Source organism: Candidatus Nanohalococcus occultus (assembly GCF_029207735.1).
Classification (GTDB): Archaea; Nanohalarchaeota; Nanosalinia; order Nanosalinales; family Nanosalinaceae; genus Nanohalococcus; species Nanohalococcus occultus.
On the sequence record NZ_CP104395.1, the window covers coordinates 710216 to 735927 of the forward strand.

20 protein-coding genes are annotated in these 25712 nt (G+C 48.2%); 14 read left to right on the forward strand and 6 right to left on the reverse strand.

Annotation, left to right across the window (positions count from 1 at the left end):
* Positions 1-58: 58 nt before the first annotated feature.
* The 5 genes from SVXnc_RS04040 to SVXnc_RS04060 all read right to left on the reverse strand — a co-directional run bounded on the left by SVXnc_RS04040 (position 59) and on the right by SVXnc_RS04060 (position 12008).
* Complete coding sequence (locus SVXnc_RS04040; protein ID WP_347721645.1) at positions 59-4741, reverse strand: LamG domain-containing protein; 4683 nt, start codon at positions 4739-4741, stop codon at positions 59-61.
* Positions 4734-8981, reverse strand: coding sequence for a LamG domain-containing protein (locus SVXnc_RS04045; protein WP_347721646.1), 4248 nt, complete (start codon positions 8979-8981; stop codon positions 4734-4736). Before SVXnc_RS04045 ends, SVXnc_RS04040 begins: the two co-directional genes overlap by 8 nt.
* 63 nt (positions 8982-9044) lie before the next feature.
* Positions 9045-9710, reverse strand: a complete 666-nt coding sequence (locus tag SVXnc_RS04050; RefSeq protein ID WP_347721647.1) for a hypothetical protein — start codon at positions 9708-9710, stop codon at positions 9045-9047.
* Between the two features lie 40 nt (positions 9711-9750).
* Positions 9751-11307 (reverse strand): hypothetical protein, encoded by a 1557-nt coding sequence (locus SVXnc_RS04055; protein WP_347721648.1) that lies wholly within the window; start codon positions 11305-11307, stop codon positions 9751-9753.
* Between the two features lie 95 nt (positions 11308-11402).
* Positions 11403-12008 (reverse strand): DsbA family protein, encoded by a 606-nt coding sequence (locus SVXnc_RS04060; RefSeq protein ID WP_347721649.1) that lies wholly within the window; start codon positions 12006-12008, stop codon positions 11403-11405.
* 75 nt (positions 12009-12083) lie between these two features.
* Here SVXnc_RS04060 and SVXnc_RS04065 point away from each other — a divergent pair, with 75 nt between their 5' ends.
* Genes SVXnc_RS04065 through gatE form a run of 10 tightly spaced genes read left to right on the forward strand, consistent with a single transcriptional unit; the run spans position 12084 to position 21415 of the window.
* On the forward strand, positions 12084-13019 hold the full coding sequence (locus SVXnc_RS04065) for a hypothetical protein (protein WP_347721650.1): 936 nt from the start codon (positions 12084-12086) through the stop codon (positions 13017-13019).
* Positions 13016-14173, forward strand: coding sequence for a hypothetical protein (locus tag SVXnc_RS04070; RefSeq protein ID WP_347721651.1), 1158 nt, complete (start codon positions 13016-13018; stop codon positions 14171-14173). Before SVXnc_RS04065 ends, SVXnc_RS04070 begins: the two co-directional genes overlap by 4 nt.
* The gene (locus SVXnc_RS04075) at positions 14164-15780 is read left to right on the forward strand and encodes a LamG-like jellyroll fold domain-containing protein (RefSeq protein ID WP_347721652.1); all 1617 of its coding nucleotides are present in this window, start codon (positions 14164-14166) and stop codon (positions 15778-15780) included. Before SVXnc_RS04070 ends, SVXnc_RS04075 begins: the two co-directional genes overlap by 10 nt.
* Positions 15771-16325, forward strand: a complete 555-nt coding sequence (locus SVXnc_RS04080; RefSeq protein ID WP_347721653.1) for a hypothetical protein — start codon at positions 15771-15773, stop codon at positions 16323-16325. The genes SVXnc_RS04075 and SVXnc_RS04080 overlap by 10 nt, the downstream gene beginning before the upstream one ends.
* A gap of 31 nt (positions 16326-16356) precedes the next feature.
* Positions 16357-17103 (forward strand): hypothetical protein, encoded by a 747-nt coding sequence (locus SVXnc_RS04085; protein ID WP_347721654.1) that lies wholly within the window; start codon positions 16357-16359, stop codon positions 17101-17103.
* Between the two features lie 32 nt (positions 17104-17135).
* Positions 17136-18437 carry a Glu-tRNA(Gln) amidotransferase subunit GatD gene (gene gatD / locus SVXnc_RS04090; protein WP_347721655.1) on the forward strand — a complete coding sequence of 434 codons (1302 nt, stop codon included), beginning with the start codon at positions 17136-17138 and terminating at the stop codon, positions 18435-18437.
* A complete protein-coding gene (locus SVXnc_RS04095; protein WP_347721656.1) occupies positions 18427-18663 on the forward strand; it encodes a hypothetical protein in 237 nt (78 codons plus the stop codon). Before gatD ends, SVXnc_RS04095 begins: the two co-directional genes overlap by 11 nt.
* Positions 18660-19193, forward strand: a complete 534-nt coding sequence (locus tag SVXnc_RS04100) for an AAA family ATPase (RefSeq protein ID WP_347721657.1) — start codon at positions 18660-18662, stop codon at positions 19191-19193. Before SVXnc_RS04095 ends, SVXnc_RS04100 begins: the two co-directional genes overlap by 4 nt.
* Positions 19177-19548 (forward strand): hypothetical protein, encoded by a 372-nt coding sequence (locus tag SVXnc_RS04105; protein ID WP_347721658.1) that lies wholly within the window; start codon positions 19177-19179, stop codon positions 19546-19548. The genes SVXnc_RS04100 and SVXnc_RS04105 overlap by 17 nt, the downstream gene beginning before the upstream one ends.
* A gap of 4 nt (positions 19549-19552) precedes the next feature.
* Complete coding sequence (gene gatE, locus SVXnc_RS04110) at positions 19553-21415, forward strand: Glu-tRNA(Gln) amidotransferase subunit GatE (protein ID WP_347721659.1); 1863 nt, start codon at positions 19553-19555, stop codon at positions 21413-21415.
* Here the strand turns inward: gatE and SVXnc_RS04115 are convergent.
* Entirely contained in the window at positions 21412-21999 is a 588-nt protein-coding gene (locus SVXnc_RS04115) for a hypothetical protein (RefSeq protein ID WP_347721660.1), read from the reverse strand. The two genes, gatE and SVXnc_RS04115, sit on opposite strands and share 4 nt — an antisense overlap.
* A 119-nt stretch (positions 22000-22118) precedes the next feature.
* Here SVXnc_RS04115 and thsA point away from each other — a divergent pair, with 119 nt between their 5' ends.
* The 4 genes from thsA (at position 22119) to SVXnc_RS04135 (ending at position 25697) form a co-directional block, all read left to right on the forward strand.
* Positions 22119-23783 (forward strand): thermosome subunit alpha, encoded by a 1665-nt coding sequence (thsA, locus tag SVXnc_RS04120; protein WP_347721661.1) that lies wholly within the window; start codon positions 22119-22121, stop codon positions 23781-23783.
* 197 nt (positions 23784-23980) lie between these two features.
* Positions 23981-24679: a hypothetical protein gene (locus tag SVXnc_RS04125; RefSeq protein ID WP_347721662.1), complete on the forward strand. Its 699-nt coding sequence runs from the start codon at positions 23981-23983 to the stop codon at positions 24677-24679.
* A complete protein-coding gene (locus tag SVXnc_RS04130) occupies positions 24669-25154 on the forward strand; it encodes an archaellin/type IV pilin N-terminal domain-containing protein (RefSeq protein WP_347721663.1) in 486 nt (161 codons plus the stop codon). Before SVXnc_RS04125 ends, SVXnc_RS04130 begins: the two co-directional genes overlap by 11 nt.
* A gap of 42 nt (positions 25155-25196) precedes the next feature.
* Positions 25197-25697: an archaellin/type IV pilin N-terminal domain-containing protein gene (locus SVXnc_RS04135; RefSeq protein WP_347721664.1), complete on the forward strand. Its 501-nt coding sequence runs from the start codon at positions 25197-25199 to the stop codon at positions 25695-25697.
* Positions 25698-25712: the final 15 nt, after the last annotated feature.

The window sequence follows — 25712 nt, forward strand, 5'->3', positions numbered from 1 at the left end:
ATCAGGATACCCTTCAGAACGGTTTTTTCGACGCTGATTTAAACGGTTTTGCGACATCTCAGCCACCGGCACGCACCCCGTCTGTAAGCGCATCGTTCCTGACCTGTTGTGGGGTCAGTGCGACAGGATAGAACTTCAAACTGTCAAGGCTTCCCTGAAGTGAGTTCGTGCCATCAGAGTTCGCAGCACCTATCCATAAAGGAATATCTGTCGGAGTGTAAGCCCAGCCTGTTTCCTGATTCGTCTTCTGACCATCAAAGTAAGTTGTGACCGTACCGTCCTCGATAGTCACCGTAAAGCTATGCCATTCATCGAGAGCATTGTCGGAAGCATTAGCTATGATTATACGATTCTCCCAGCCGTCCGGATCGGCAAAATAGAATTTGAGGATTTTATCATTCTCTGGATTATCCGCCGGATTGCCTCTCTGAACCGAGTATCCTCCAGTACTGTATCCTCCTTTTTCCAGCACTCTCTTCCAGTTTTCCACCGAAGTATCCTGTAGCCTGATGTGGCCGGTGATAGTGAACTCTCCGGTATTGGAAACTCGGAGACTGTCCTGATGCGGTACCTCTATCACATCGTTTTCCCCGTCGAATTTCAGCGAAGACCTACTGTCCTGTAGCTGATATACCGGATCGCCCATGTTCGGGATCTCTCCATTGTTTTGTTCGACAGAGTCCCAGAATCTCTGTTTGCCATCGCCTGAATACCATGTCAGCAGGTTGTTCCACGCCTCATCGGCATTTGGATAATCAGAAGGCGTAAAAACAGCATTACTTCCAGGATGGAAGTAGTATCCTCTTCCAACTGATTCAATTCCTACGAACTTACTGTCCGAAGTATCTCCGCTCGTGCTATTGTATGCCTGTAAAACATTCACGTCAAAGCCGTTAGCCCATCTATAATTTTGAGACGTAGACGAGATAGTCCCCGGAGCAGCAGGTAAAACAGAGTTGTTAACACTGTAATCATAGGAAGTGCTGCTCCAGCAGCTATAACCAAGATCAGAACATCTCTCCTGACCGCCTCTGGAGTATAGGCCATCTCCACTGTACTGAGAGCAGCTATTCTGATAACTTTCCCAGCTGTCACCGTCCCATGCCTTCGGCTTCCAAAGGCCTGCTCCCCATGTACCCACCCAGAGACCTCCATCACTCATGAACTCTTTCATCTCGCTGTAGACATCGTGTTCGCTGCCTTCACCGTTTACAGCGTTACAAAAGTCTTCAGACTTGTCAAAGGCCGGATAACGCTCACCATCTGGGAACACTATGATCTCACATGAACGCCAGCCATCCTGTGTTATATCTCCGACTTGGACGTACCTGGTTCTCCAACCCTCTGAGTCCAAAGTATTTTTGAGCGAAGTGGCTGACGGCCCCTGCCATCCGCCATCACCAAACGAACCCTGATCTAAAATACACACACGAGGAGCGGCATCGAACCTGTAGCTGGCGACAGGGCCAGGCATACTAACGGAACGATCTCTTTCATCTGTGTAAAGACTCCAGATTTCTTTATCTGAAAGTGAGCGGTTATAGATTTTGAACTCATCGATTTTACCATCCAAGTGTTCGTCATAATTTGGCTGGGATCCGATGTACAGCAGTTCATTGTTAGCCAACAAGCCCTCGGCCACGGATTTGGAGGCAACCTGTTTGCCGTTTAGGAAAAGACTGAGGTTCTGTCCGGAGTTAACCCGTCCAACTACGTGTGTCCATTCTCCAAGCGGTACATCTCCGCCTCTAATTATAGTGTTGTTTTCCGCTACCAAGAGCCATGCCTCTCCGTCAGTTTCTATCCTCATCCGGTAGGCGTTGTTACCGCCTTTAGCCAGTATGTTGCCGCTACTTGTACCGTAGGAATCGAGTTTGACCCATGAGGAAAAAGTTGCTTCATCGGAGAGATCCAGGCTCGAACTGTCCGAGACTTCAATATGATCTCCGGAGCCGTCAAAGCCAGCGCAGCCACCTTTCAAGCATCTACTGGCTTTCTGCTCGACCGTAGTATCTATTAATTCGCCGTGATTCGTGTTTCCGCTTTCATCAATCGCTATCTCTCCCGTCATACCGGAAGGACAGGTTACTGTATCTTCTTGGCCGCAGGTCTCGATGTTATCAAAGTTTTGATCGATTACAAGACCTTTTTCCAGGTCTTTCTGAGCGTTAGCGCCTACAACCGATTTCCTGTTTGAATAAGCTTCTTTTATCCTGTTTTGACCTAAAGCAAACGGCAGGATCTTTACCTCATCGATCTTACCGGTAAAGTAGTTGCCAGCGTTGTAACGTCCAATGTATGTCTTTGAGTTTGAAGGTACGTCTTGTAGGGCGCCGGAGTTCAGAAGCTCGCCGTCCATGTATACCTTCCCTGTCGATCCGTCGTATGTAACCACTATGTTGTGCCAGCTGCCGTCGTGGAAGTCTGCTTTAGCGGAGAAGACAGATGAACCCCAGGTGTTCGATACTTCGATATCTCCGCCGTTAAGGTACAGTACATGCTGGCCGTTATCGCCGCTGACAACATTTCCTGCGCTGGAATCCGTTGTCTTCACCCATACGGATTTAGTGTAACTTGTCTTTGGCACCACATCAGAGCCGAGATCGATATACCTGTCCGAGCCATCAAAGTTCAACGCGTTTCCGCTGATGCCTTCCGCCCATTTAGGAGCGGACGAGCTACCAGTGATAACTCCGTGGAACCCGTTACCGGAAAGATCAACCACGCGGTCACCGCCTCCCGAATCAAACCGCATGTCAACAACGGCTCCTTGAGATTCGATCCCTGCTGTCTCTATTATTTCTGAGTGCGTTAAGGCTCTATCGAAGAACTTGAAATCATCTATCCTGCCGTTGAAGTACTCATTATTGTTCGTTACTCCCAAATTTACATCCTGTACGGACATATCGACGGAGCCGGGCATATCTTTTGCTTCTATCACACCATCAACGAGTATTCGGCGGTGCGTTCCATTGTACCAAACCGCTACATGATGCCAGTCTCCATCGTTTACCTGTAAACCCGAAGTTGAAAGATCGTTACTCCAGAAATAATGACGTATATCCGAGCAATCATTCGAGGTTCTGAACGCATTTACGTTATTGCCCGAACCCCAGTTACCGTATCCGAAAATCCCTCCGCTCGTAGAACAGGACTCAGGAACATTTATCCAGGCCGAAGCAGTAAATGAATCATCGTTTTGAGCTAGATCCGCGGTCTCCGGTAAGTCAATGTAGTCATCACTGCCCTCAAAGCTGTAACAGCGTCCGTTCCGACAACTGTTCGCATACTCTTGGACAGCCCCGCTCGGCAGACCGTGATTCTCTTTTCCGCTTGTATCATAGACGTGTGTAGTATTTTTCTCATCGAAACCGATATCCATGACTTTCGAGGACTTCTGTTCGATAGATATATCATCGATGTACCATCGGTTTCCAGGTCCGACACCGAATTTACAGATGCTGTATCCCGTTCCAAAGTTATCACTGTATGTATCGGAGGCGCCGGAGTTATCCTGCGACCAAGAAAAGTTTACCTGACCCGTACGAGTATCCAAATCCATTTTAACGTGTGTCCACTGTTCGTAGGCTGCGCCAGGGTTGTTGAGGTATGCCTCCGAGCCTAGAACATCGGCTTCGAACTCAGGATTCTCCGTGCCGATCCCTGCGAGGTTTGTCCCATCACATGCTTGGACCCAGAAATTTCCATCGTAGTTCGGCACGGATTTCTCCCAGTACTCTCCTTCAACCGTTATCTCACCTCTCAAAGGTTTATCGAAAGTTTTAATCATCCCATCCGGATAGAGATCTCCCGAACCTTCCTGTAAAAATCCTTTTGCGCCGGACTCGCCTCTGCCAGCGATTTCACAGGTACGTGACTGGCATTCCGAGCTGTATGACCAGCCATTCTCTCCATCTATCGAGCTTCCTGCTCCGTAGTTTTCAAAGCCTTCGCTGAAAGCATAGTTTATAGAATCAGATCCTCCCATAGACCATGAGCCTCTGTTGTACAAAGTACGTATCTCCGAGATCGAGAGGTTACGGGAATAGATTTTCAGTTTATCGATCTCTCCTTTGAGAGCGCCGTTATCAGATGCGCCGTTGTATCCAACGCCCAAGTAGTTTAGATCGATGTTTCCGGAGGCTGAATCGGTACCGACGTTTTCTCCATCGATGTAGAAGTATGGTTTACCGTTCCCGTCCATTGCGATCGCTACGTGTATCCAGCCGTTCTTGTTGAACCGGAAGTTATCCGAGCGTTTCTGGCTGCCGCTGTTGTCCTCGTAACGTAGCTGAGCCATACCGTTGCCTTGATCGGCGAATGTGACGTATCCATCCCATGATCCTGCGGCGTTCGCGGAGAAAAGACCCGGCGACATCTCATGGCCCGGGCTTCCAAGATCTTCCGAGTTAACCCAGACCGAGACAGTCGTATTTGGCTCAAGTCTAAGATTATTACCTGTCAGATCGAGATTATCGTCCGAGCCGTCAAAGCTTAACGCTTTACCCTCTAAACCTTCAGTCCACGAGGCACCGTCAACCATAATGTCTCCGCCGCCAGCATAGTTTCTAACCGAGTCACCGGCACCCTTATCGAAACGGTACTCGGCTACAAGCTCGGATTCAGAACCCGAGGTCAAAAATGACTCCGAAGCCAAAGCCACTCCGGCAGCTAGAACCAGTAAAACAACCAATACGGTGGCCAGCTCTGTTTTACGGAGAGAAAAACTTATTTTATCCATTTACAGATACCCCGCCGTTGTTCATAACGGTTTGAATCTGTTCGCGGCCGAGAGCGTAAGGATAGATTCTGACATCATCAATAGTTCCGTTAAAGTAGGCCTGCGGATTCTGGTTGTTGTAGACCATTGCTCCGATATAAACATTACCTGATGTGTCTCTGCTTATCAGACCTGTTGAACTGTCTTCAGCCACGAGTCGACCGTCAAGATAAAGTTTCAAACTGTTTTCTGGCTGGTTTAGCACGAAAGCTCCGTTATGCCATTTACCTGGCTCTACGTCACCTCCGTCAAGCGTGTAGTCCTGTACACCATCGATGTTCTCACTGTAATATTCGAGTTCCGAGTCCCTTACCATCATCCCCCAGTCACCGTTACCTGCACCCCACTGTTTTTCCAAGATTCTCTGAGTATTAGATGACGAAGGCGTTTTGAACCACGTCGAGGCTGTTATCGTAGCATCCGGGCCGCCGCTGAGCGTAGAGGAATCCGGTATTCGGACGTAATCATCAACGCCGTCAAACTCAAGTGCCTTGCCTCTTTCAGTATCCACATACCGCGGGAAGTTTCCATTGGAATAAGTCAGCAGCCCTTTTTCCGCGGCGAACCATCCGACATCTTCATTGTTATGTCCATTACAGCTATCTCCGTTTTCGGCTTCACAGTACCGGACTTCTGCGCCCGATGTATCAACGTTTCTAACCTCATCTATCAGCAATCCCTGAGCGCCGTTCACAGATAAAGTCGTTGCCGTGACTACAGGTGTCTCGGAGAAAGCAGTTGAGAACGACTGTGGCTCCCAGTTAGAGTTTCCAACAACCGTGCCTGTGGAGCCAACTTCGAAATGCTGTTCGAAAGGAACGTTCCCGGGTTCAACGGCAACCCATCCAACCTCCTCGAAAGGATGGTCCTCACATCCATTCAAAGAGTTCTGATAACAGATACCGGCAGTGAAACTAGAGTTCGAATAAGAAGTTACACGGGCCTCAACAGGATTGTTTCCGTTATCAGAGTTAACATTGGCCATAACTACCGGCGCAGACGAAAAACTTTCCGAATAAGAAACCGTGTTAGTATTAAAATCCAGGTTCCCGTCAATCTCGAAGCTCCCTGCCTCAATACCCGGTATATCTTCAGTCGCATTAGCATTAATCACCATGTAACCGACTCTTTCCGTTCCATGAGTGTCACATCCTTCCGCCTGCCCGGCCTCCGACTCACATACACGCATCTCCGCCCGATTAGACCGGACGTTTTTGGCTTCAAAGGAAAGAGCAGGTTCTCCGTTATGAGTGTTGGTAGTACCTACAACCACAGGATCAGCGTAGCTTCTCTCAAACCTAACCGTCTTCCATTCTCCGTCACTGGTATTGAAGGTTCCTGCCTCACCGAGAAGATTCAAATCACCGCTATTGCCTTCACCGGAAACATCTCTTAGAGGGGAGGACTCAGTCTGTACAGGATAATACGCTGCCGGACCTGCCATCCTGCCAGCCGAATGATCTCTTCCCTTAGTGTAAAGACTCCAGACCTCTTGATTTGAAAGAGAGCGGTTGTATATTCTGAATTCATCTACCGGGCTGTCCCAATGAGAACCTGCCTCAGGACGAGCTCCGATAGCGAGACTGGAGTTTGTATTACCTATCGTGCCAACACTCGCAGCGTTAACAAGTTCGCCGTTTCTATAGCCATAGGCAGTATCGTTCACAAAATGGTATACAAAATGCGTCCACTCATCAGGAGTATAACTTATTCCTACGGCGCCTTCCCATGACCCATCATCTGCTCTACGCTCATAGCTCAATGTGTTCGCATTACTGGCTCTAAGGACACTCCAGCCTGCGCGATCAGAGTCCTCAGTCGATACAAGCCGGTTATAGTTTCCGCTGTAGCTTTCCGGTTTCGACCAGAAAGAAACCGTGTAGTTAGGAGTTCCGTTGAAACCAAGATTTCCATCCATAACGACCTTATCATCTCCCTCAAAACCAAGACATTTACTGACTTTACAGCTTCCAGCTCCTCTTTCAACCGGATCACTCACGATCTCCCCGTGATTCGCTCTTCCGCTTTCATCGACGGCGACCTCACCGTTCATACCCGACGGACAGCTAACAGTATCAGACCCTCCACAGGTCTCCACATGGTCGAAGGTCTGGGAGAGAACCAAGCCTTTCTGAAGCCCAGTAGAGCTTGAACCAGAGGAAGAGCCAACACGAGACTTGCCCTGTTCGTACAGCCGATCAATCTTAGATTTAGAAATGGCATAGGGGTACATCCGAACATCTTCCAATAAACCATCCAGCCAATAAGTAGTATTTTGATAACCCAGTAAAAATCGCGATGAACCCTCATCTAACTTACCTGATAATTCCTTTGAGAACTCCTCATTACCATCTACAAACAGTTTCAGATGATTGCCATCATACCTAACTACAAAATGCGCCCATCTGTTCTTTATGCTGGGAAAATTCGGCGTATGACGGCTTTCATTTCCTTCTATAACAAGATCAATTAGAGCCTCATCTGATTTAAGATATAACCTGTTATTTTCAACACCATTCAGACCAGAGTATATTCCTGCCCAATCGCCCGGATCCGTTCCGTACCTTACTCCATCTCTAAAATAGATCCAAAAAGACAAAGAATACCCTGTTTCTAAATTAGTGTAAGGCTCTTCTACCTCAACCATATTACTTCCCTTATACCCATCAAATTCCAACGCATTCCCTGTCAAACCGTCGACCCAGCTAGGACCAGCAGATTCATTCGGCTGAAGTGTACCGTGGTTGTCTCTCTCTGAGTAGTCGTAGACTTTATCGCCTCCGTTTTGGTCAAATCGGAGGTCGAGAACAGTACTAAGGTCATGCAAGCCCTGTGTTTCTTCGATTATTTCCCGTTGGGATAGGCCGCGGTTGAAGATTTTGACTTGGTCGATTTCACCTTCAAAATGATGGCTTTCTCCATCATTACATTGAGCAGCTATACAGAAGTCATACGAGTAACCAGCACTTAAGTCGCCGGATTCAACTAATTTGCCATCAACGTATAATCTTCCTTCATCTGTCCTAGTTACACCTGTAATGTGGTGCCATTCTCCTTCTGTGACATTATGAGTCAGTAAAGGATTATTTGTATCCATGTAACCATTTCTGCCCATTACAGCGATTTCTCCGTCTACGTATTTTAGGCCCGATCCCCAGTCTTCCCAATGAGATCCTCCCGAATCAAATCTGCCGGCTATGGCCGAATCCTGACTGCCAACATCCGTCTTAATCCATGCCATAATAGTTACCGGATTTGAAGAATCGTTCCGAGAATCATCTGAAGGATACTCCGGAACCTGAATCTCTAGATAATCATCATTCCCGTCAAAGCTGTGGCACCGACCTAGTTTACAGTTTAAAGCAGGCTCCTGTGTCACGCCGCCCATTTTGATTCCATGGTTGTTCTGTCCTGAGGTATCGAAAACGTGTGTGGCGTTTTCCTCCTGGAAGCTGATATCTAGAATCTGAGATGGCTCTTCAGAGACACCGTCGTTTCCTACTCGCCAGGATCCCTGGTTGTAAAGTGTTTTCACATAAGACCGATTCAATGCCTGTGTGTATACTTTCACAGCATCCAGGGAGGAGGTTGTCCCGGAGCCTAACGTTATCTGATTGGATTGGAATCCTGGCCATTCGGTGTGTTCTCCTATAAGTTCTCCGTTCTTGTAGGTTCTTCTGATACCGCGGGAAGATGATAGTACAAGTGTGTAGTGGTTCCAGCCGTTTTCTACGGAGGTCTGAGGCGCATCGTAATTATCGCCGTTCTGCCTTATGACCATATGTATATTGCCGTTAGCGTATTCCGGAGTTATCCTGCCGTTACTGCCGTCAATATTTACGAAGTCACTCCAGTTGTCGGTCGTACCGTCCTCACGCATCCAGAAGCTTAGTGTAATTTCCGAGGTATCGACGTCAAGAGATCCTGTAGCAGAGCTGCTACCATCAAAACTGAGAGCCTTTCCTTCAACTCCACTCGTCCAGTCCGCTCCGTTGACCGCTAAATCGTTGTCGCCAGCGGCATCTACAACCGTATCTCCAGCACCCTTATCGAACCGGTATTCGGCGGCTAGCTGGCCGGATTCAGAGGAGCTGAAAAATGATGTAGCTGAAATACTGCCTGCGACGGCAACCGCTACAACTAGTAAGAATACAGCCGTAAACGCTCTATGTTCTACCGCTTGCTGAATATTTTCCCGCATCTGTACGGTAATTTCTCAGGCCTAGTTAAGAAACCGTTCACCTCAGCACAAAGGACCAGGTTGTTAGGCCGTGGCGTTGACTGTCTGGTTTCCAGTTGTCGACTGGTTCGAAGAGGTCTCTGTTTCCTCTTCCGGAGGATTGACTTCCGCTGCGGACATGTATGTTACGAACTCTCCTGTAGAGCCATTTTTCGGAGTGGTTGATATTATCGCTCTGCCGTCCCCTAGCTTCATGTAAACCCAATCATCCTCGGTCTTCCAGTAGGTAACCTCTTCAGTCGGTATCTTACTCATCTTCGTACAAGTATCGATTAAATCACGTGGACAGTCAACGTATTCTTGCTGGTAAGGCGTCAAGTTCAGCTCTGGCTGCTGTTCAGTTTCAGGATCTAGGTCAGCCGAGAGAAAACTAAAAGCCAGGAAAACAATCAAACCAGTGCCGACTGTCAGCGCCGGAGCGTAGAGATAATGTCGTTTATCAAGCTCTATGTTCTCACGGGCCTCTACTAGACGTTCCTTGGCTGATTCAACGTTTACAGTAGTTTCCGCGGATTCAGAATCCTTTTTCCCCGATGTGACTTTGAGGTCTTTCCCGTCATTTGGCTCCTCAACCTCCTCGCCTTCTGTTTGATCTGGTTCCTCTACTTGCTCAGCTTCATCATGTTGTTCTGTCTCGGATGTGTTTTCCTCCGGGACCTCATCGTCCGAGACGTCTTTTTCATCAGCCATACCAAAGAATTAGATTCGTTATTGAAAACCTTTCCCCGATTTATGCGCACTGGTTTCCGATACAGACCTCACCGGTTGAAGTCGTCACACTGTTACCGTTCAAATCCACGTTGTTATCGACCCTTACCGCGTCACCGCCGCCGTCAATCGAGGCAACATCTTCCACATTGTTACTATTTAGATCGAGGTCCCCATTCGGCAGATTAAACTCATGGGAGTTCTGATCGATCCTGACCACATCCTGATCGCCTACCTGCTGGATTACAAATGTTCCTGACTCATCAGCCATATCATACCATGCACTTCCATCTGAAGGTCTTAAAAGCATTCTGTTACCATCAGCGGCCGCAATTGTCCCGTTTACAACAAGATTGCCGTTTGGCACATCAACATTGCCGCCTTCACTGGCCGTAAGTATCTGCTGGGCGTTCGCCTGGTCGTAAATTTCCACGCTGCTACCAGAGCCGCTACCTGTAAATATCTGAAGATTTCTATCGGCTTCTGCTCTTATCTGATCAACTCCCCGAATATTATTGTCGTTCACATCAACATTGTCGTTAACCGACACAGTTCCATCTTCAGGATCCTCTATAGTATTTGTCTGGACATTGTTCGCATCAAGTATATCATTATCGTTCATGTCTAGGTCTTCGGACATGCTAGCCGACCCTGTGAAGTTAGTGGTTCCATTGACAGTCAGATCGCCGTCGATACTTGTTCCTTCCTCAAATTTCAGCCAGTTGATGTTTGTGATGTTGTTACCCGACATATCCAGGTTTCCATTCGGGATAATCACACGTCCGCCTTCTTCAAACTCTGCGATCCTCTGATTGCCGTTTTGATTGTCTAGTATGGACACATCATTATTTAGACCATCCCCTCCAGAAGTAACAATGTTCAGATTGTTCCCACCAGTATCATAGTTTATTTTGGCATCTGAAGACGTTCCCGCAGTCGTTGGACGAAAAGCAAGCTCGTTAACGTAGTCAATACTGTTATCGCTCATGTCCAGGACGCCGTTCGGAACTTCAACGTTACCTCCTTCGTTAAAACGAAAGATATCCTGTCCGTTCGCGGTATCTCTGACCGCAACGTCGTCGCTACCGGTTCCGTCAGTCCTGATTTCATCTAATTGTTTGAGGTCGTTGCCGTTCATCTGTATATCGTATACTGTTGCGTTGTTTCCGTCTTCAAGTACTTCTGAGAGGTTTTTTCTGTAGAAGTATCCATACCCGGAGCCTTCCGGTATCCAGACTTTACCGCCGTGGACCCGCAGAGAGTTGTTGAATGAAACGTTGTTGCCCGAAGTAATATTGTTTGTTCCTGTGCCGAAGTCCGTGTTTTCCAGCTCCAGGCGCTGATCGTTGTCATTGTAGTTCAGGATCGGGTTTGCTCCGCTGTCAAGTATCTGATTGCCATCAATCTTCAGCCCGCCGTTTACAGAAAGCCTTGAGACGTTGAAGATACGCATATTCGACATGTTAAAATCCTCATCGATCGGATGTATATGGCTTAAAGGATGGCTTGGCTCCATTCCCGGCGCTGCCGCTATAGATGTAAAGACTAGAAGTCCGATCAGAAGCACGGTTTTTCTCATTTGCTAATGCTCGTGAAGGTTTTACCCAGAGCTGAATTTAAAGATTCTAAGGAAAATAAGAGGAGAAAAATGGAGAGGGAAATGGGGAGAGGCCGCTAGTTCGTACAGCCTGCGAACTCTCTGACAGAAGTGATGTTGTTGATCCCTCTAAGAACTTCTCCATTGACAACGAACGATGGAACGCTCTGTACTCCGTCATCTGCTGCCTGCTGAAGAACTCCTTGCTGGTTGACATCCTGATAGTAACTGTCAACACGGTTTGTTCCTCCCATTACCTGGATCTGGAGCTGTGTCTCCTGCTGAGTTACGTTTCCGTACATCGTTGCGTTCTTCTCAGTCAGACAGGTTTCAGTGCTTGCCTGGATCTGCACAGTCTCACGTAACTGGCTTAGACTGTTCATAGCTGTTGTGAAAAGCTCTGCGTCTTTCGTAACGTAAACAGTCTGTAACTGATTCTGAACGTTCAGATCAACCGCGTAGACTCCGCTCTGTTCATTTACATTTACAACGTCATATGTAGAGCCAGTGGAGTTGGCTAAAGTATCGGATACAAGCTCTCCTGCTCTCTGAGCTGAAACCTGGCTGGTATCAGCAGACACCATACCTGTCAATGCCAGGCCGGCAGTAGCAAAGCTGAGTAGGGTTATAGCAATTAGAACGTAAGTAAAGTTTCTGGAGTCTAGCAGATCTTTAAGATCCATAATAACTGAAATTTAGGTTCTCGGAGTTTTTAACAGTTGGTTTAATATTCGACCGCTCCGCGTGTTTAGACAGTAATGAGGAAGAGCTTGCTACTGGTTTTGCTTGTATCAATGAGTTTTTCAGGAGCTGCCGAACTTGAGTCTACTATATCTGAGACCTGTCCGGCAGGTTTTGAGCCAGTGGTTTCTATGGCTGATCCGAACGCATCCTACAATAATATAGGGACAGGTGAAATGTATGATTACAAGGTCTGTGTTGAAGGCTTGACTAACTCACGGGTCGGAATGACCTGTAGAGGGAACACCGGTTTCTACATGTCAAGTAAGTCAACTGATGCACATTTTTCAGCGGTCAAAGGCTACAACATGCATGTCTGTACCGGCAACATGGTTACCCGCGTAACTCAGAGCTGTACGGAAAACGAGACCGCGCTTTTCACGGTTTCCGATGAGATAAACGGTTTCGGCCGGCACGTCGCAGGTTTGATCGACGGGTATGAAAACACGGTTTGCGGAAGTTTTGCCGTACCGAGCAACATGACCGTAAAGTTGGAGTTTAACCTCTCTGATTCGGATGAAGCCTACTTCGACGATCAGAAAGTCGAGGACTTCCAGTACTCGAGTATAGCAGAATACCCTTACCTTGTGCTGGAAGGTGACAGCGAAGTCTCCGGTATCGTCTCACCACGTTTCCTGTCGGCGAGAAGAACCCTTGGAGAGACAAATACACTGAGTATGAAGAGAAATGTTGAAGGCTCTGGTGTATTCATACCTCTGACACGTGGCGGATACGAAGAGATCGAGAATGACGAAGAGCTTATACTGAACAGGCAGTTTTTATCCCAGTCCCGGCCTAACTTCGGTGGCTTCCCGAGTAGAAGCCCTGTGATCAGAGCCGTGCTTTTGAGAAGCGATATCGATCTCGAGTCCAACCTAACGCTTGACCAGGGAACCCACACCGTAAGACTTGTTAAATCCGCTGAAAACCAGATTACAATCACTGAAGAATGAAAGGGCAGTCAATAAACGTAGACTGGATTGTAGGACTAACAGTTTTTCTAGCAGCGCTTGTTGCGGCGACCACGACAGTTATGAGTTCTTCAGATGTGCGCACAGATTCCGGACTGGAATCTAAAGCCGAGGAAACAGTCTCGAACATCAGATCCTCTTTGACCACCGACGCTGTTTTCACACCGCTTTACGTACGACAACCCTACGATACAGGCAAGATACCGGTAAACCTGAGTTATTACTCGGATAATACCGGCTCCGGTTTCCTGAACACGACTTCAAGAGTGGAACGAGACAATAACAGAGTCATAGCCGTCTTGGACTCAGGGAACAACAGCTATAAATTGAGCAGTTTCGAAGGAGAGGCATCTCACGGCTTTAACTCAAATATCTCGGGCGGGGAATGGCTGGAAAACAGTAAAGTAGCTCTTAACCCTGAAAACGGCGGCCTTGAATCAGTTGAGTTCGATGAAAAGGAGTACTTGGAACAGCCGGTTGATCTCGGAGGCGCCGGTGAAGACACTAAGACCTCCGGTATCTACGGCTCCGCCTTCGGCAAGATAACAGTTTACACAGGAACCAGCGAGGTTATTTTCCAGGATCTGAATGCCACTTTCGAGTTCAAGAATTTCTCGAAGCTTTACTGGGAAGCTGATGGCTCCGAGATCGATCTGGCAGGCCAGCAAACCTTCAGGCAAGGCTCTACCGACGGATTCGTACTTTCCGGCCTGGACGAAGAGGATTATGCCGTAACCTTCACCGGAGATATGGAAGCCGAGATATCACAGGATTCAACTCCCGGTACAGCAGTAGAGGTCAACGGATCCGAGGTACGGATGATGTTACACCGCGGAGGCCTTGAATACGGGAAAAAACGAGTTCAAAACCATGTAGATGGACAGGTATACTTTGGAGCTAAAGAACAGCTAGCGGTCGCCACCGAAGCATCTCTAAACGAGCTTAAAGACTTAAACAGCTTTACATTCTCGGATAGATTTACGTTACAGAGTTACGGCTACAATATAAGCGAAGCATTGGAACGCGGATCAGAAGTCCCTTTACAGCCTGCGACAGTTAAAACAGCCACGTTTCCGAAGTCAGACTGGAACGGAAGTCTTTCCTGGCAGAAAATCACGGTGACTCTATGGCAATGAAAGGTTTTACCCATACCCTGGAGGCTATTATCAGCGCAATACTGTTAATTTCGACCGTGACCCTGATAAGCTCCGGACTGGAGAACGCACCGGATAACAACCAGTTAGATACCTCAGTGTCCCCTATAATATCTGAGAAACTGGCCGAACTCGAAGTTACAGCCATAGAAGAAGACTTCGAACCTCTAGTACCAGCGGGCTACAGCATAGATGCGTTCATAAGGAAAACTGATACTGAAACGTTGAGGCTTGGAGGCACAGGCTTCGAAGGAGTTTCAGAACGAGCAGTATCAGACTCAAGAGAAGAGTGGTCAGGAAACTTTAGCAACACGGGTTTTCGAGCGAGTTCTACAGCTATCTCCTACGAGAACCGTTCTGAGGATTTAGCAGCATACTACCGTTTTGATGGTAGTGCCGGAGCTATCAGAGAGTATTCTGGCAACTCAGAGGACGGTTTAAACGATGGAGCGGTACGAGGTGAAGCCGGTGTTTTCTCAACGGATAGCTTTGAGTTCAGTGGAGGTTCAGCGACCTTTGAGGATACGGAAGCGCTTAGAGAGGCGTTCAGCGAGGCCGGTTTCACAATGTCTTTCTGGATAAAACCTACAGCCGATGGCGGCAGCTGGAACACTATCGTGGCCTGGCAGGCCGAGGATGCGGACGGCGATCTTCACGGTGCGAGAACTGAGATGGTTAGCGGCAACGATGATTCGATTTACACGCGCTTTATCTCAGAGACAGAAGAATGTGGATACAATGGCCACGGTTTCTGGGCGCGTAACAACAACATGGGTTTCGTGCCTGGAAGCTGGAATCTGTACACAGTTACCTACGACGGAGAGACCATTACCGAGTACTCTAACGGACGGATCGCCGCACAGGGAACTCCAGGATGTGAACTCGGCGATTTAGCCAGCAACATTACAATATACTCGCTTCCTAACTCCCAGAAAATGGATGAATTCCGGGTTTACGATAGAACACTGACTGATTCAGAGGTCAGAGAGCTTTACTTTACAGGAACTGACGGCAGTTTCAACGGCAGTTACAGCGAGCAGATCGATCTGGATTTCGGAGATATACCGGACAAGATCGAAGTTGATGCGAACGTTCCCGCCGATACATCCGCAGAGCTTTTCCTAGCTGGCAACAGCTTTGATCTGAACTCGGGCAGCCAGAACTACAGCCTTTCCTCAGTCAGCGGAACTGATTTCAACGCAGAGTTCAGGCTTTCAGCGCAAAACAGCTCGCCGGAGGTCTCCCCGGAGATCTCAAGCTTCAGGTTCTGGGTGAACGATACGGCAACGGAGACGAAAAAGCTATCCAAGAAAGGTGACTCCGTTAGAATCCATCTTTTCTCCGAAGACAGTTCGTTTAACGCAAGTTTCAACGATAAAGTTATAGCGGAAAACGCCGGACCTGGTTATTACACTGTACGTTCCCCGGAGACGGAAGGTCGTCTGAAATACTTCGGATCACAGGGTGTTTTCGAGGTCGTAAACCAGTCGATAAAAGGAGAGCCAAGACTTGGGGAGAACATAAACAGTTACAGCTTCCCGAAATATCAGGATTCACCAGCAGAGGTGAGGATCTCAGCATGGCGTTAAACAGGGAAAAAGGACAAGCATTCATTCTCGGCACTGTTGTATTCACCAGCCTGTTTCTGATAGCGCTTTTGCCCTCAGGGCCGCAGATAAGAAGCGGGGATACATCCAACATCCAGAGTTTCTTCCAGAAATCGTTCAACGAACAGAAAAAAATGTTTAACAACGAGATCGGACGTAACAACTCCGCAGACCATCTTACAAGAAAGCTTTATGTCTACAACCAGTTTATCAAACAGTCAACAGGTTTGAAAGGAGGTAGTTACCGCAGCTACCAGTTTTTCGTCCTGCCTGGGAAAGACGAAGGCGTTTTCATTAACTTCCAGCCGGAAAACATCGATGTCTCCGTATTCGATGGAACGTGGGAGAATACGACTGTAGAGAGCTTTCAGTACGAAGAGTACTCTCTGAACACTGATGGAAACGTCAGTCTTGAACTCACAGAGAAGTCTCACAGCTATGAGTTCAGAGCCTATAAGCCGAGACTTGTGTTCTGGATGGAGATGCGGAGACAGACCCAGTCAGTCGAGAACCGTTATACCGGTTAACCATTAAAGCCGGAGGCCGAAATTAGAAACTGTGAAAGGAGCATCTCAGATAATCACCGCCGCACTTTACGTAGGCATCTCGGTGGCAGCGGTTACAACCGCGGTAACGGTAGGACAGCCGGCCATTGAGAACATGAGAGATGCTTCAGCTATTTCACGCAGCCAGGACTTCATGCAGAGACTGGATTCGAATATCCAGCAGGTCGCAGCTGAGGGACAGGGATCAAGTAGAACTTTGACCGTACAGCTCGATAGAGGTACGGTGCTTTTCAACGAGGAGGCAAACGCCTTAATCTATCGGCTTGAAAGTGACGCACAGGTAATTTCCCCGCAGTCCTCCAGGAGGACAGGTAACGTAGTTTTAAGCTCGAATGCGAACGTAAACGTATACAACGTATCCCAGGGAAGCGAAAACGCACCTGCCGGATACACAGGACCCCCATGCTACATGATGGAAAATGAACATATCCGGGCATGTATCAAGAAGACCGGTTCTCCGACCAACACCACCGATATCAACAGCTCGGAGCTTCTGACACATTACGAGTTCAAAGATCAGGACAAGACCTTTGACGGGAACTTTTCGGTAATGTTGAACGGAGTGCCTGAGACCGGGAGCGGTGGCGGATACACACAAGTCGATCGTTACGGACAGTTCATCGGAACCGGCCAGGTCAAAGCCCACGTCTCAAGCAGCTACGGTTTCACATACGACATTATCTTCCAGCTTCCGACAGGCGCAGACTTCCTGAAAGTCGATGTAAGGAACTTCTCCTAGGGATATAAGTTTTCGGAAGATAAATTTGAATTATGTACTCGGAAAACATAGAGACTATTCTAGATAATTCCAATATTGAGGTAGGCGACCGGATAAAGGTCGATGGACGAGAAGGCGTTTTGATGCCGAAGCCTTCAAGCGGAGACCCAGGATCTGTAGTACTCAAGCTTGAAAGCGGATACAACATCGGCCTGGAGCCGGAAAACATCGAACTAGTCGAGAAAAATAGATCGGAGCCAGAGGAAAAGACAGCTATCGAACACGAAGACGACAAACCGGACATAATGGTTCTACATACCGGAGGAACCATCGCATCCCGGGTATCCTACGAGGAAGGAGGAGTCAAACCAGCCTTCGACCCCGAGGATCTGGTCGAGATGTACCCGGAACTAGCAGAAGAAGTCAATATTCACAGCGAAGTCATCGCTCAGATGCTTTCAGAGGACATGGAGCCAGCTCACTGGCAGGAGATCGCGGAAAAAATAGATGAAGTAAAAGACGAGTACGACGGAATCATCATCGGCCACGGAACTGATACAATGGCCTATACAGGAGCAGCACTGACCTTAATGGTTCAAAACATCGATACAGGTGTTTTACTGGTCGGATCCCAGCGTTCAAGTGACCGTCCAAGCACAGACGCATCAATGAACATGTACTGTGCCGGAAAGTTCCTTTCAGAGACGGATTTCAACGGCATCGGGATCTGTATGCACCGTACAAGCAGTGACGATGAGACAGTTGTTCTGCCGGCTGCGAAAGCCCGTAAAATGCATACCTCGAGGAGAAACGCATTCCAAGGAATTAACGCAGAGCCTCTGGGAACGATAGACTACCAGACAGGAGAGATAACAGAAAACTATGAGGAAAATACAGGAGATTACAAGCTTTCTACTGATCTGAATCCGAACGTAGGGATTCTCAAGACCCGGCCCGGTATGAAACCGGAGGAGCTTGATTTCCTGATAGAACAGGACTATGATGGCGTGATAATTGAAGGAACCGGTCTCGGTCATATGCCGGTCAACGCGTTCGATGAGAAAACCCAGCACCACGAAGAGATACTTGAAAAACTGGATGAACTGGCCGACGAAGCTGTAGTAGTAATGGCCTCTCAGTGTTTGAACGGCCGTGTGAACATGAACGTTTACGATGCCGGTCTGAAGATACAGGATGCCGGAGTTATCGGAGCCGAAGATATGCCCCCGGAGCTTGCCTACGTCAAGCTGATGTGGTCTCTCGGGAACACAGGCTCGATGAAAGAGGCAGAGGAAGTGTTTACGGAGAATATAGGCGGCGAGGTCAACAAGAGGCTTGAATACAATGAACTATGACCGAGAGCTACACCTTGAGATAGTGGATGTCTACGAAGAAGTCAAGGAAACCGGGAAGGAAATATCGCGAAGTCAACGTCCCGGCAACCTCAACCTACTGTTAAACGATTTCGCACGGACTTACGGCTCGAAGACACCTGAATACACGATAACTGACTATGAAACATTCGAGTCAGAGCTTGACTTCCTTTACAGAGATGTCATCGAAAGACAGGTGTTTTCATGACCGAAATCTATGGGATAACAGGGATGCCGCTAGCAGGTAAAACCACGGTAGCACGGATGATGAAGAAAAAAGGCTTCGAAGTCCTTGACATGGGAGATGTAGTCCGGAAAGAAAGAGATAAACGGGATATACCGGCGGCAGATACCGGAGAGTTCGTAAACAACCAGCGAGAAGAGAAAGGAATGGATGCGATCGCCCAGCTATCCGTACCGTACCTTGAACAAAAGGCGGAAAGCGGAAAAGTAATTATAACCGGGATGCGTGGCTGGAACGAAAAAGAACGGTTCGAAGAAGAGCTAGGAGAGCAGATAGAGATAATAGCAGTATGGACTTCCCGTGAAGAGAGAAGAAAACGACGGGAAAAACGCCAACGCAAGGAAGATGTTGAAGGAGACGGCTTTCACGAAAGAGACTTGAGGGAGATCGAAAACGGCGTTGGAAAACTTATGGCCTTAAGCGATCACCTGATTAAAAACGATGAGCTAACCATGGAAGAACTGAGGGAGAAAGTAGATGAGATCAAGGACTGAGAAAGTTGAACCAAGAAAGGATAAAGTTTCAGAAATAAAGGAGATAGATTTCTCGAGAGACCTGGGTTATGAGCAGAGTCTAGCCGAGGAGTTCGCAGTAAGAGCTACTAGAGCAATCGCGGACGGAAAAGATTTCTACAAGCTTCCGTTCACACCGACCTATGTAAACCACGGGCCTACAAACACGCCAGGCTACAACGAGTTTGCGATGGAAGCTAACGGAACAAGACTGAGATACAATGAAGACTACATTTCAGACGCAGAAACCATAGAAAACATCAGATCCGAGTTCAAAACAAGCGAGCTAGGCGAAGAGCAGCTCAACGAACTCGGAGATCTACTAACAGAGGACTAAAAGAATGGATTACGAACAACTCGGCTTCAAATGCGGAATAGAAATCCACCAGCAGCTTGATACAGAGGAAAAACTGTTCTGTAACTGCCCTGTACAAACCGTAGATAAAGCAGCAGATGCTAACGTAGAGCGTTTTCTGAAATCCGTTGCCGGAGAGACCGGAGAGGAAGACGAGGCTGCGAAAGTCGAGTCGTTAAAATCCACGAAGTTCGTCTACAACTACTACAAGGAATGTAACTGCCTCGTGGAGCTGGATGAGGAACCACCTCACGAAATGAACGAAGAAGCTCTTGATACCGGACTAACTTTTGCCTCAATGGTCGGAGCCGAAGTACCACAAGAAATACAGGTAATGCGTAAACTGGTCATAGACGGTTCAAACACCTCTGGATTCCAGAGAACATCGATGATAGGCCTCGATGGAGAACTTGAGACAGAATCAGGCACCGTGAAAATCGAAGACATCGAATTAGAGGAAGAATCAGCCGGAATACATGAGAGAAACGAAGACAAGGCAATCTTCGACCTTGACCGGCTTGGAATCCCGCTGATCGAGGTCGGAACCGATGCCTCGATCAAAAACGCAGAACACGCCCGAGAGGTAGCGGAAAAAATCGGAATGCTACTTCGTTCTACAAACAAGGCTCGCAGAGGACTTGGAACAATCCGCCAGGACGTAAACGTATCGATCGAGGACGGAGCGCGCGTCGAGATCAAAGGATTCCAGGACGTACGCAACATCGACAGCCTGATCGAATTAGAAGTTCAGAGACAGAAAACACTGGTTGAACTCGGCGAAGACATCGATGCGACATCCGAAGAAGTTGAGGCGGACAATGTAACCTATATCTTCGAGGATGCGGAAAACGAGATACTACAAACCGTTATGGGTAACGATGGCCGAGTCTACGGATTCAAAATACCGGATCTCAACGGGAAAATGAAAGACGAGATCTCGGGCGAACGGTACGTCGCGAAAGAACTTGTAGACTATGCGAAAAGCCGTGGAATCCAGGGCATAATCCATACGGACGAAGATATCGAAGGATACAATCTTATCGAGGAGTTCGACGAGCTAGCGGAAGTCTTCAACGCACAGGAAGATGACGTGCTGGCAGTTCTGGCCGGACCACGGGAAAACGCAAAGCAAGCAGCAAAAGCCGTAAGAGATCGAGCGGAAAAGCTGGTTGATGGAGTTATACCTGAAGAGACTCGCTCAGCCGAGACAGACTTTACAACAAGCTACTCACGTCCTCTACCAGGAGCAGCACGGATGTACCCGGAGACAGACATCAAACCTGTTCGTGTAACTGACGAGAAACTTGACGAGATCGAGGAAAATATTCCAGACACACTGGAAGAACGCGAGGAAAAGTACGCAGAATTTATTGGAGAGGAGCTAGCATCCCAGATTGTCTCAAGCCGAGAGCTTGTTACCTACGAGAAGATGATCGAGGCCTTCGAAGTAGATGAGAAAGTTGCCGCAACTGTCTTTACAAACATAGTGCCTCAGCTCGAATCCGGAGGCACAAAAGTAGGCGAACTGGATGAAGAAGATTATCGCGCGGTTTTCAAGGCTTTGGAAGACGGAGAGATCTCCAAGGGAGATATACCAGACGTTCTAGTTGCTTTGATAGAGGAAAACGGAACTAGAGACACGATAATTGAAAAGGTTATGGCTAACAAGTCGGGCGACGATGAAGTCCGGGAAGCCGTAAAAGAAGTCCTCGAGAGAGAATCGGAGATGATCGAAGAGCAAGGCATGCGCGCTCAAGGTGCTTTAATGGGACAGGTAATGGCAAAGGTTAACGCTGACGGCAGCAAGGTCTCTGAAATCTTACAGGAAGAGCTTGAGAAAAGGATTTAGTCATCTAAGAAATCAAAGACTTCTTTAAGCCGTTCTTCTACATCTCTTTCTTCAATCTCCATTCTCATCCCTCTCATGAGTCCGTAGCTTGCGCCTGCGATATCCCAGAAAGGCCCTCGAGGTTTGTACTTAACGAAGTTAAGAACGACTTCACGGCCTATATTCGTACTCATGACTCTGAAAGCATTGACTCTGGCTTCCTCTCTCCATTCTTCAACAGAAGAATCAGAGAAGAATTCAAGACCAGTATCACCGTAGCGAGTGTTACTGGCCAGAGCATCCCAGTCATGAGCCAGGCTTTTAGCATATTCAAATGGATTCCTGTACTCTTCAAACTTCTCTACTTCCTGACTGAGCAAGTCCTGGCTGTAGCGGTCGAGTAATTTCTCGGAGTAATCCTGGAGACCTTCATAATCATCGAACTCAGAGACCTCATTCAAAAACAAAATATCTTCAGACCTGTATTCCTGATCATCCAGACGTTCTTCTATACCAGTCAGCCTGCTAGCCAGCTTTCTCGGATCATAATCTACCTGCGCAGAACCAAGATCATCTAGCTCAGACCTGTAAACTGATTCTTCCACAAGAGAAATAACTTAGAAACTCTATTAAACTCAAAGACGTTGACTGACTCTTCTTCCCGAAAACCTCTCAGTTTTTATAGTTTTATGGACGTGATCAAAAACAAGGTGAATTCAATTCTATGGCAGGACTAGGAGGACAACCAGTTTTCATCATGTCTGAGGACGCTCAACGTCAGACAGGTGAAGACGCACAGGAAAACAACATCGCAGCATGTAAAACAGTAGCAAAAGCCGTAAGAACAACTTTGGGGCCTAAGGGAATGGACAAGATGATGGTCGATTCCATGGGAGACATCGTTGTGACAAACGACGGCGTAACAATACTTGAAGAGATGAACCTCGAGCATCCGGCCGCCAAGATGATGGTCGAAGTCGCACAGACCCAGGAAGAAGAGGTAGGCGACGGAACCACATCCGCAGTGGTATTCGCCGGCGAACTGCTCAAACAGGCCGAAGACCTTCTAGACCAGGAAATCCATCCAACAATAATCACACAGGGCTTCCGACTTGCCCGCCAAAAGTCCACAGAAGTACTTGAAGATATCTCGATGGATGTATCTGTCAACGACACCGACACCCTGGAAAAGGTCGCCAAGACAGCGATGACCGGTAAGTCCGCGGAAGCATCCAGAGACTACCTTGCCGAGGTCGCAGTCAAGGCAATCCACCAGGTAGCAGAGGAAACCGGAGACGAGATCGTACTGGACCGAGATCAGATCAAGGTCGAGAAAAGTCAGGGCGGAAGCGTCGAAGACACCGAACTAGTCCAAGGAGTCATCCTGAACAAGGAAGGTGTCCACGGAAACATGCCAAACAGCATCGACGATGCGAACATCGCCTTGCTGAAATCACCAATCGAAGTCCGAGAGACCGAGACCGATGCCGAGATCAACATCTCCGATCCAAGCCAGATGAAAAACTTCGTAGAACAGGAAGAACAGCAGCTAAAGGAGATGGTCGAATCCATAGCCGAGTCCGGAGCCGACGTAGTCCTATGCCAGAAAGGGATCGACGATATGGCCCAACACTACCTCGCGAAGGAAGGAATCTTCGCAGCACGCAGAGTCTCCAGCGGAGACCTCGATAAACTCTCGAAGGCAACAGGCGCAAACATCGTAACATCGATCAACGACATCGAAAAAGCTGATCTAGGCCGAGCAGGCAGCGTCAAGGAACGGAAGGTCGGCGGAGACCCAATGACCTTCATCTCGGACTGCCCTGAAGCCAAATCCGTCTCAATCCTGATCAGAGGAGGAACAGAACACGTAGTAAACGAGATCGACCGTGCGATGGAAGATGCGATCGGATCAGTCGTATCAGCTCTGCGCAGCGGCCGCGTAGTCGGAGGCGGAGGAGCAACAGAAGTAGAACTCGCCCGCGAGCTGAGAGATTACGCCGATACCGTTGGCGGACGCGAACAATTAGCGATCAACGCATTCGCAGATGCTATCGAAGTACTGCCTAGAACGCTGGCGGAGAACGCAGGTTTCGATCCAATTGACTCACTGGTAGAGCTACGTAACAAGCACGAGGACGGAGAGGTCTGGGCAGGACTCGATGTAACCTCAGGAAAGTCGGAAGTGCTGTTCGAGAAAGGAGTTGTCGAGCCACGACAGATCAAGACACAGGCAGTCCAGTCAGCTTCTGAAGCTGCCGAAATGATCCTGCGTATCGACGATGTAATCTCGGCCTCGGGCTTTGACTCCGATGGCGGAGACGCAGGAGGAGGACCGCCTGGCGGACCTGGTGGAGGAATGCCCGGCGGCATGGGAGGAATGATGTAGAACGCCTGCTAACGCGCAGTGCGGCACGCGTTAAGCCATGACAAGCATGGCTTTCACAAAAACCTCTTTTTCTTTCATTTCATCTTTTCTTTGTTTCTACGGCTTTCAGGCGAATGCTTGTTTGTAGCCAGGTAGACCGGCCCCGGCTTATTTATACAGGTTCGAGCAAAGTTAGCCACAGAGAGGTCGCAAAATTAATGCCGAAAGATGAGGTAAACGTGGGAAGTCAGAACGAGGACTACGAAGTAGTTCCGATTGGTCCGATCAGAAAACTTGAGAGAAGACTTGATAATATAGAGACAGAGGCTCAAAACGGTGGAGCCGACAACGAGATGATCAAAGACGTTATCGACATCATGAAGTCGAACCAGAAGATCGTCAACGACATGACCGAATCCACCCATCAGCTCAAAAACTCGGTTGAAGACCTCACTCACAAGATGGATACTGTAGTCGATAACATGAACTCCTTTATGGATCTGCTGAAAGATGCCTCCGAGATGGATATGGAAGGCGAGATGGTCGGCGATATCCAAGGTCAGATCGCGAACGCGGTAGGCGACCGAATGCAGGATGCTGTAAACGACATGCAGGATCAAAACGAAAGGATTGTCGATTCCCTCGAGCAGCTGAATGAGACTATGAGAAGAAGTTATGCCGCTCAGAACAAAGACGAGATAATGAACAAGAAAGGACGCGGGAAGTCCCGTAACCACAGCAGACAGCAGAATGGACGGTCTCGGAGTAACTCTCAGCAGAGATCCCGTGGTAACTCCGGTAACCGGCAGCAGAGGAACAATCAGAGAGGAGGATCTCAGAGAAGCCAGCAGAATCAGGGAGCGGACGACCGCATGAGAAAGCTAAGGCAGAAGTTTAAAGAAGAGAATGACCAGTAAGGGAGTTACACCTGTAGTAGCGACTGTACTCCTGATAGGGATAAGTATAGCCGCGACTTTCGCAGCCTGGACTTTTATTTTAAACACACAGGAGCAGACTCAGGAAGGCTACGAAGACCAGATTAACCGGGAGGAGCTGGAAGATCAGACCGCTATCGATATCGAGCGAGTCTACAGAAGCAATGGCAACTATGCGTTCCTAATAATCCGGAACATCGGCTCTAGATACATTACTTTGTCTGATGGTTCGGAGACTTACCTGAGCATGTTTGTAAACGGCGAGCCGGTAGGGAACACACCACAGGACTGGAACTACGTTGGCACACCACAGGACAATATCAGTGCCGGATCAACTATAACTCTTAATTCAACCGAAACATTTCCAACGTCGGGCGTAAAAGAGTTTAAGATTTCAGCGAGGTACGGAGCTAGCTCTGTACATAGATGTGCGGCCTCGGAGGGAAGCCCATGTTGAATTATTTAAACAAGGGTTAACAAGGTTCTAGTAGAACAATCAATGAAACTAGGCAAGAGTAAGGGTATAACCCCGGTAATCGCAATCGTACTATTGCTACTGATCACAGTTGGCGCAGTAGGAGTAGTATACACACAGTTCAACGAACTGGTACAAGGAAACAATGCACAGGAAAGAGCCGGCCAACTACAGGACGTACAGAACGCAGAGTACAGTATAATCGGAGTTAACAAGACAGGTTCCGATACATACGGCATCAGCCTGAAGAACACAGGAGACGTCACACTTGACCTTGAAAACAGATCCACACTTCAGGTAGGAGTTAACGGAGACGCACCGGTAGCAAGCGAGGTCAGAGGAAACCAGTGTGGAGACGAGTTCGGAAGACTTACACCTGGAAGCACAGAGTTCTGTGATACAGGCGTCAGCTGGAACTCAGGTTACGAAGACGATGGAATTGACACCGTCTTCCAGCTACAAGTTGGACAGACCGTCAAAGCAGAGTACACCTGTACAGAGACGGGTACAAGCGATTACTGCTGATCGGACGGACGGCTT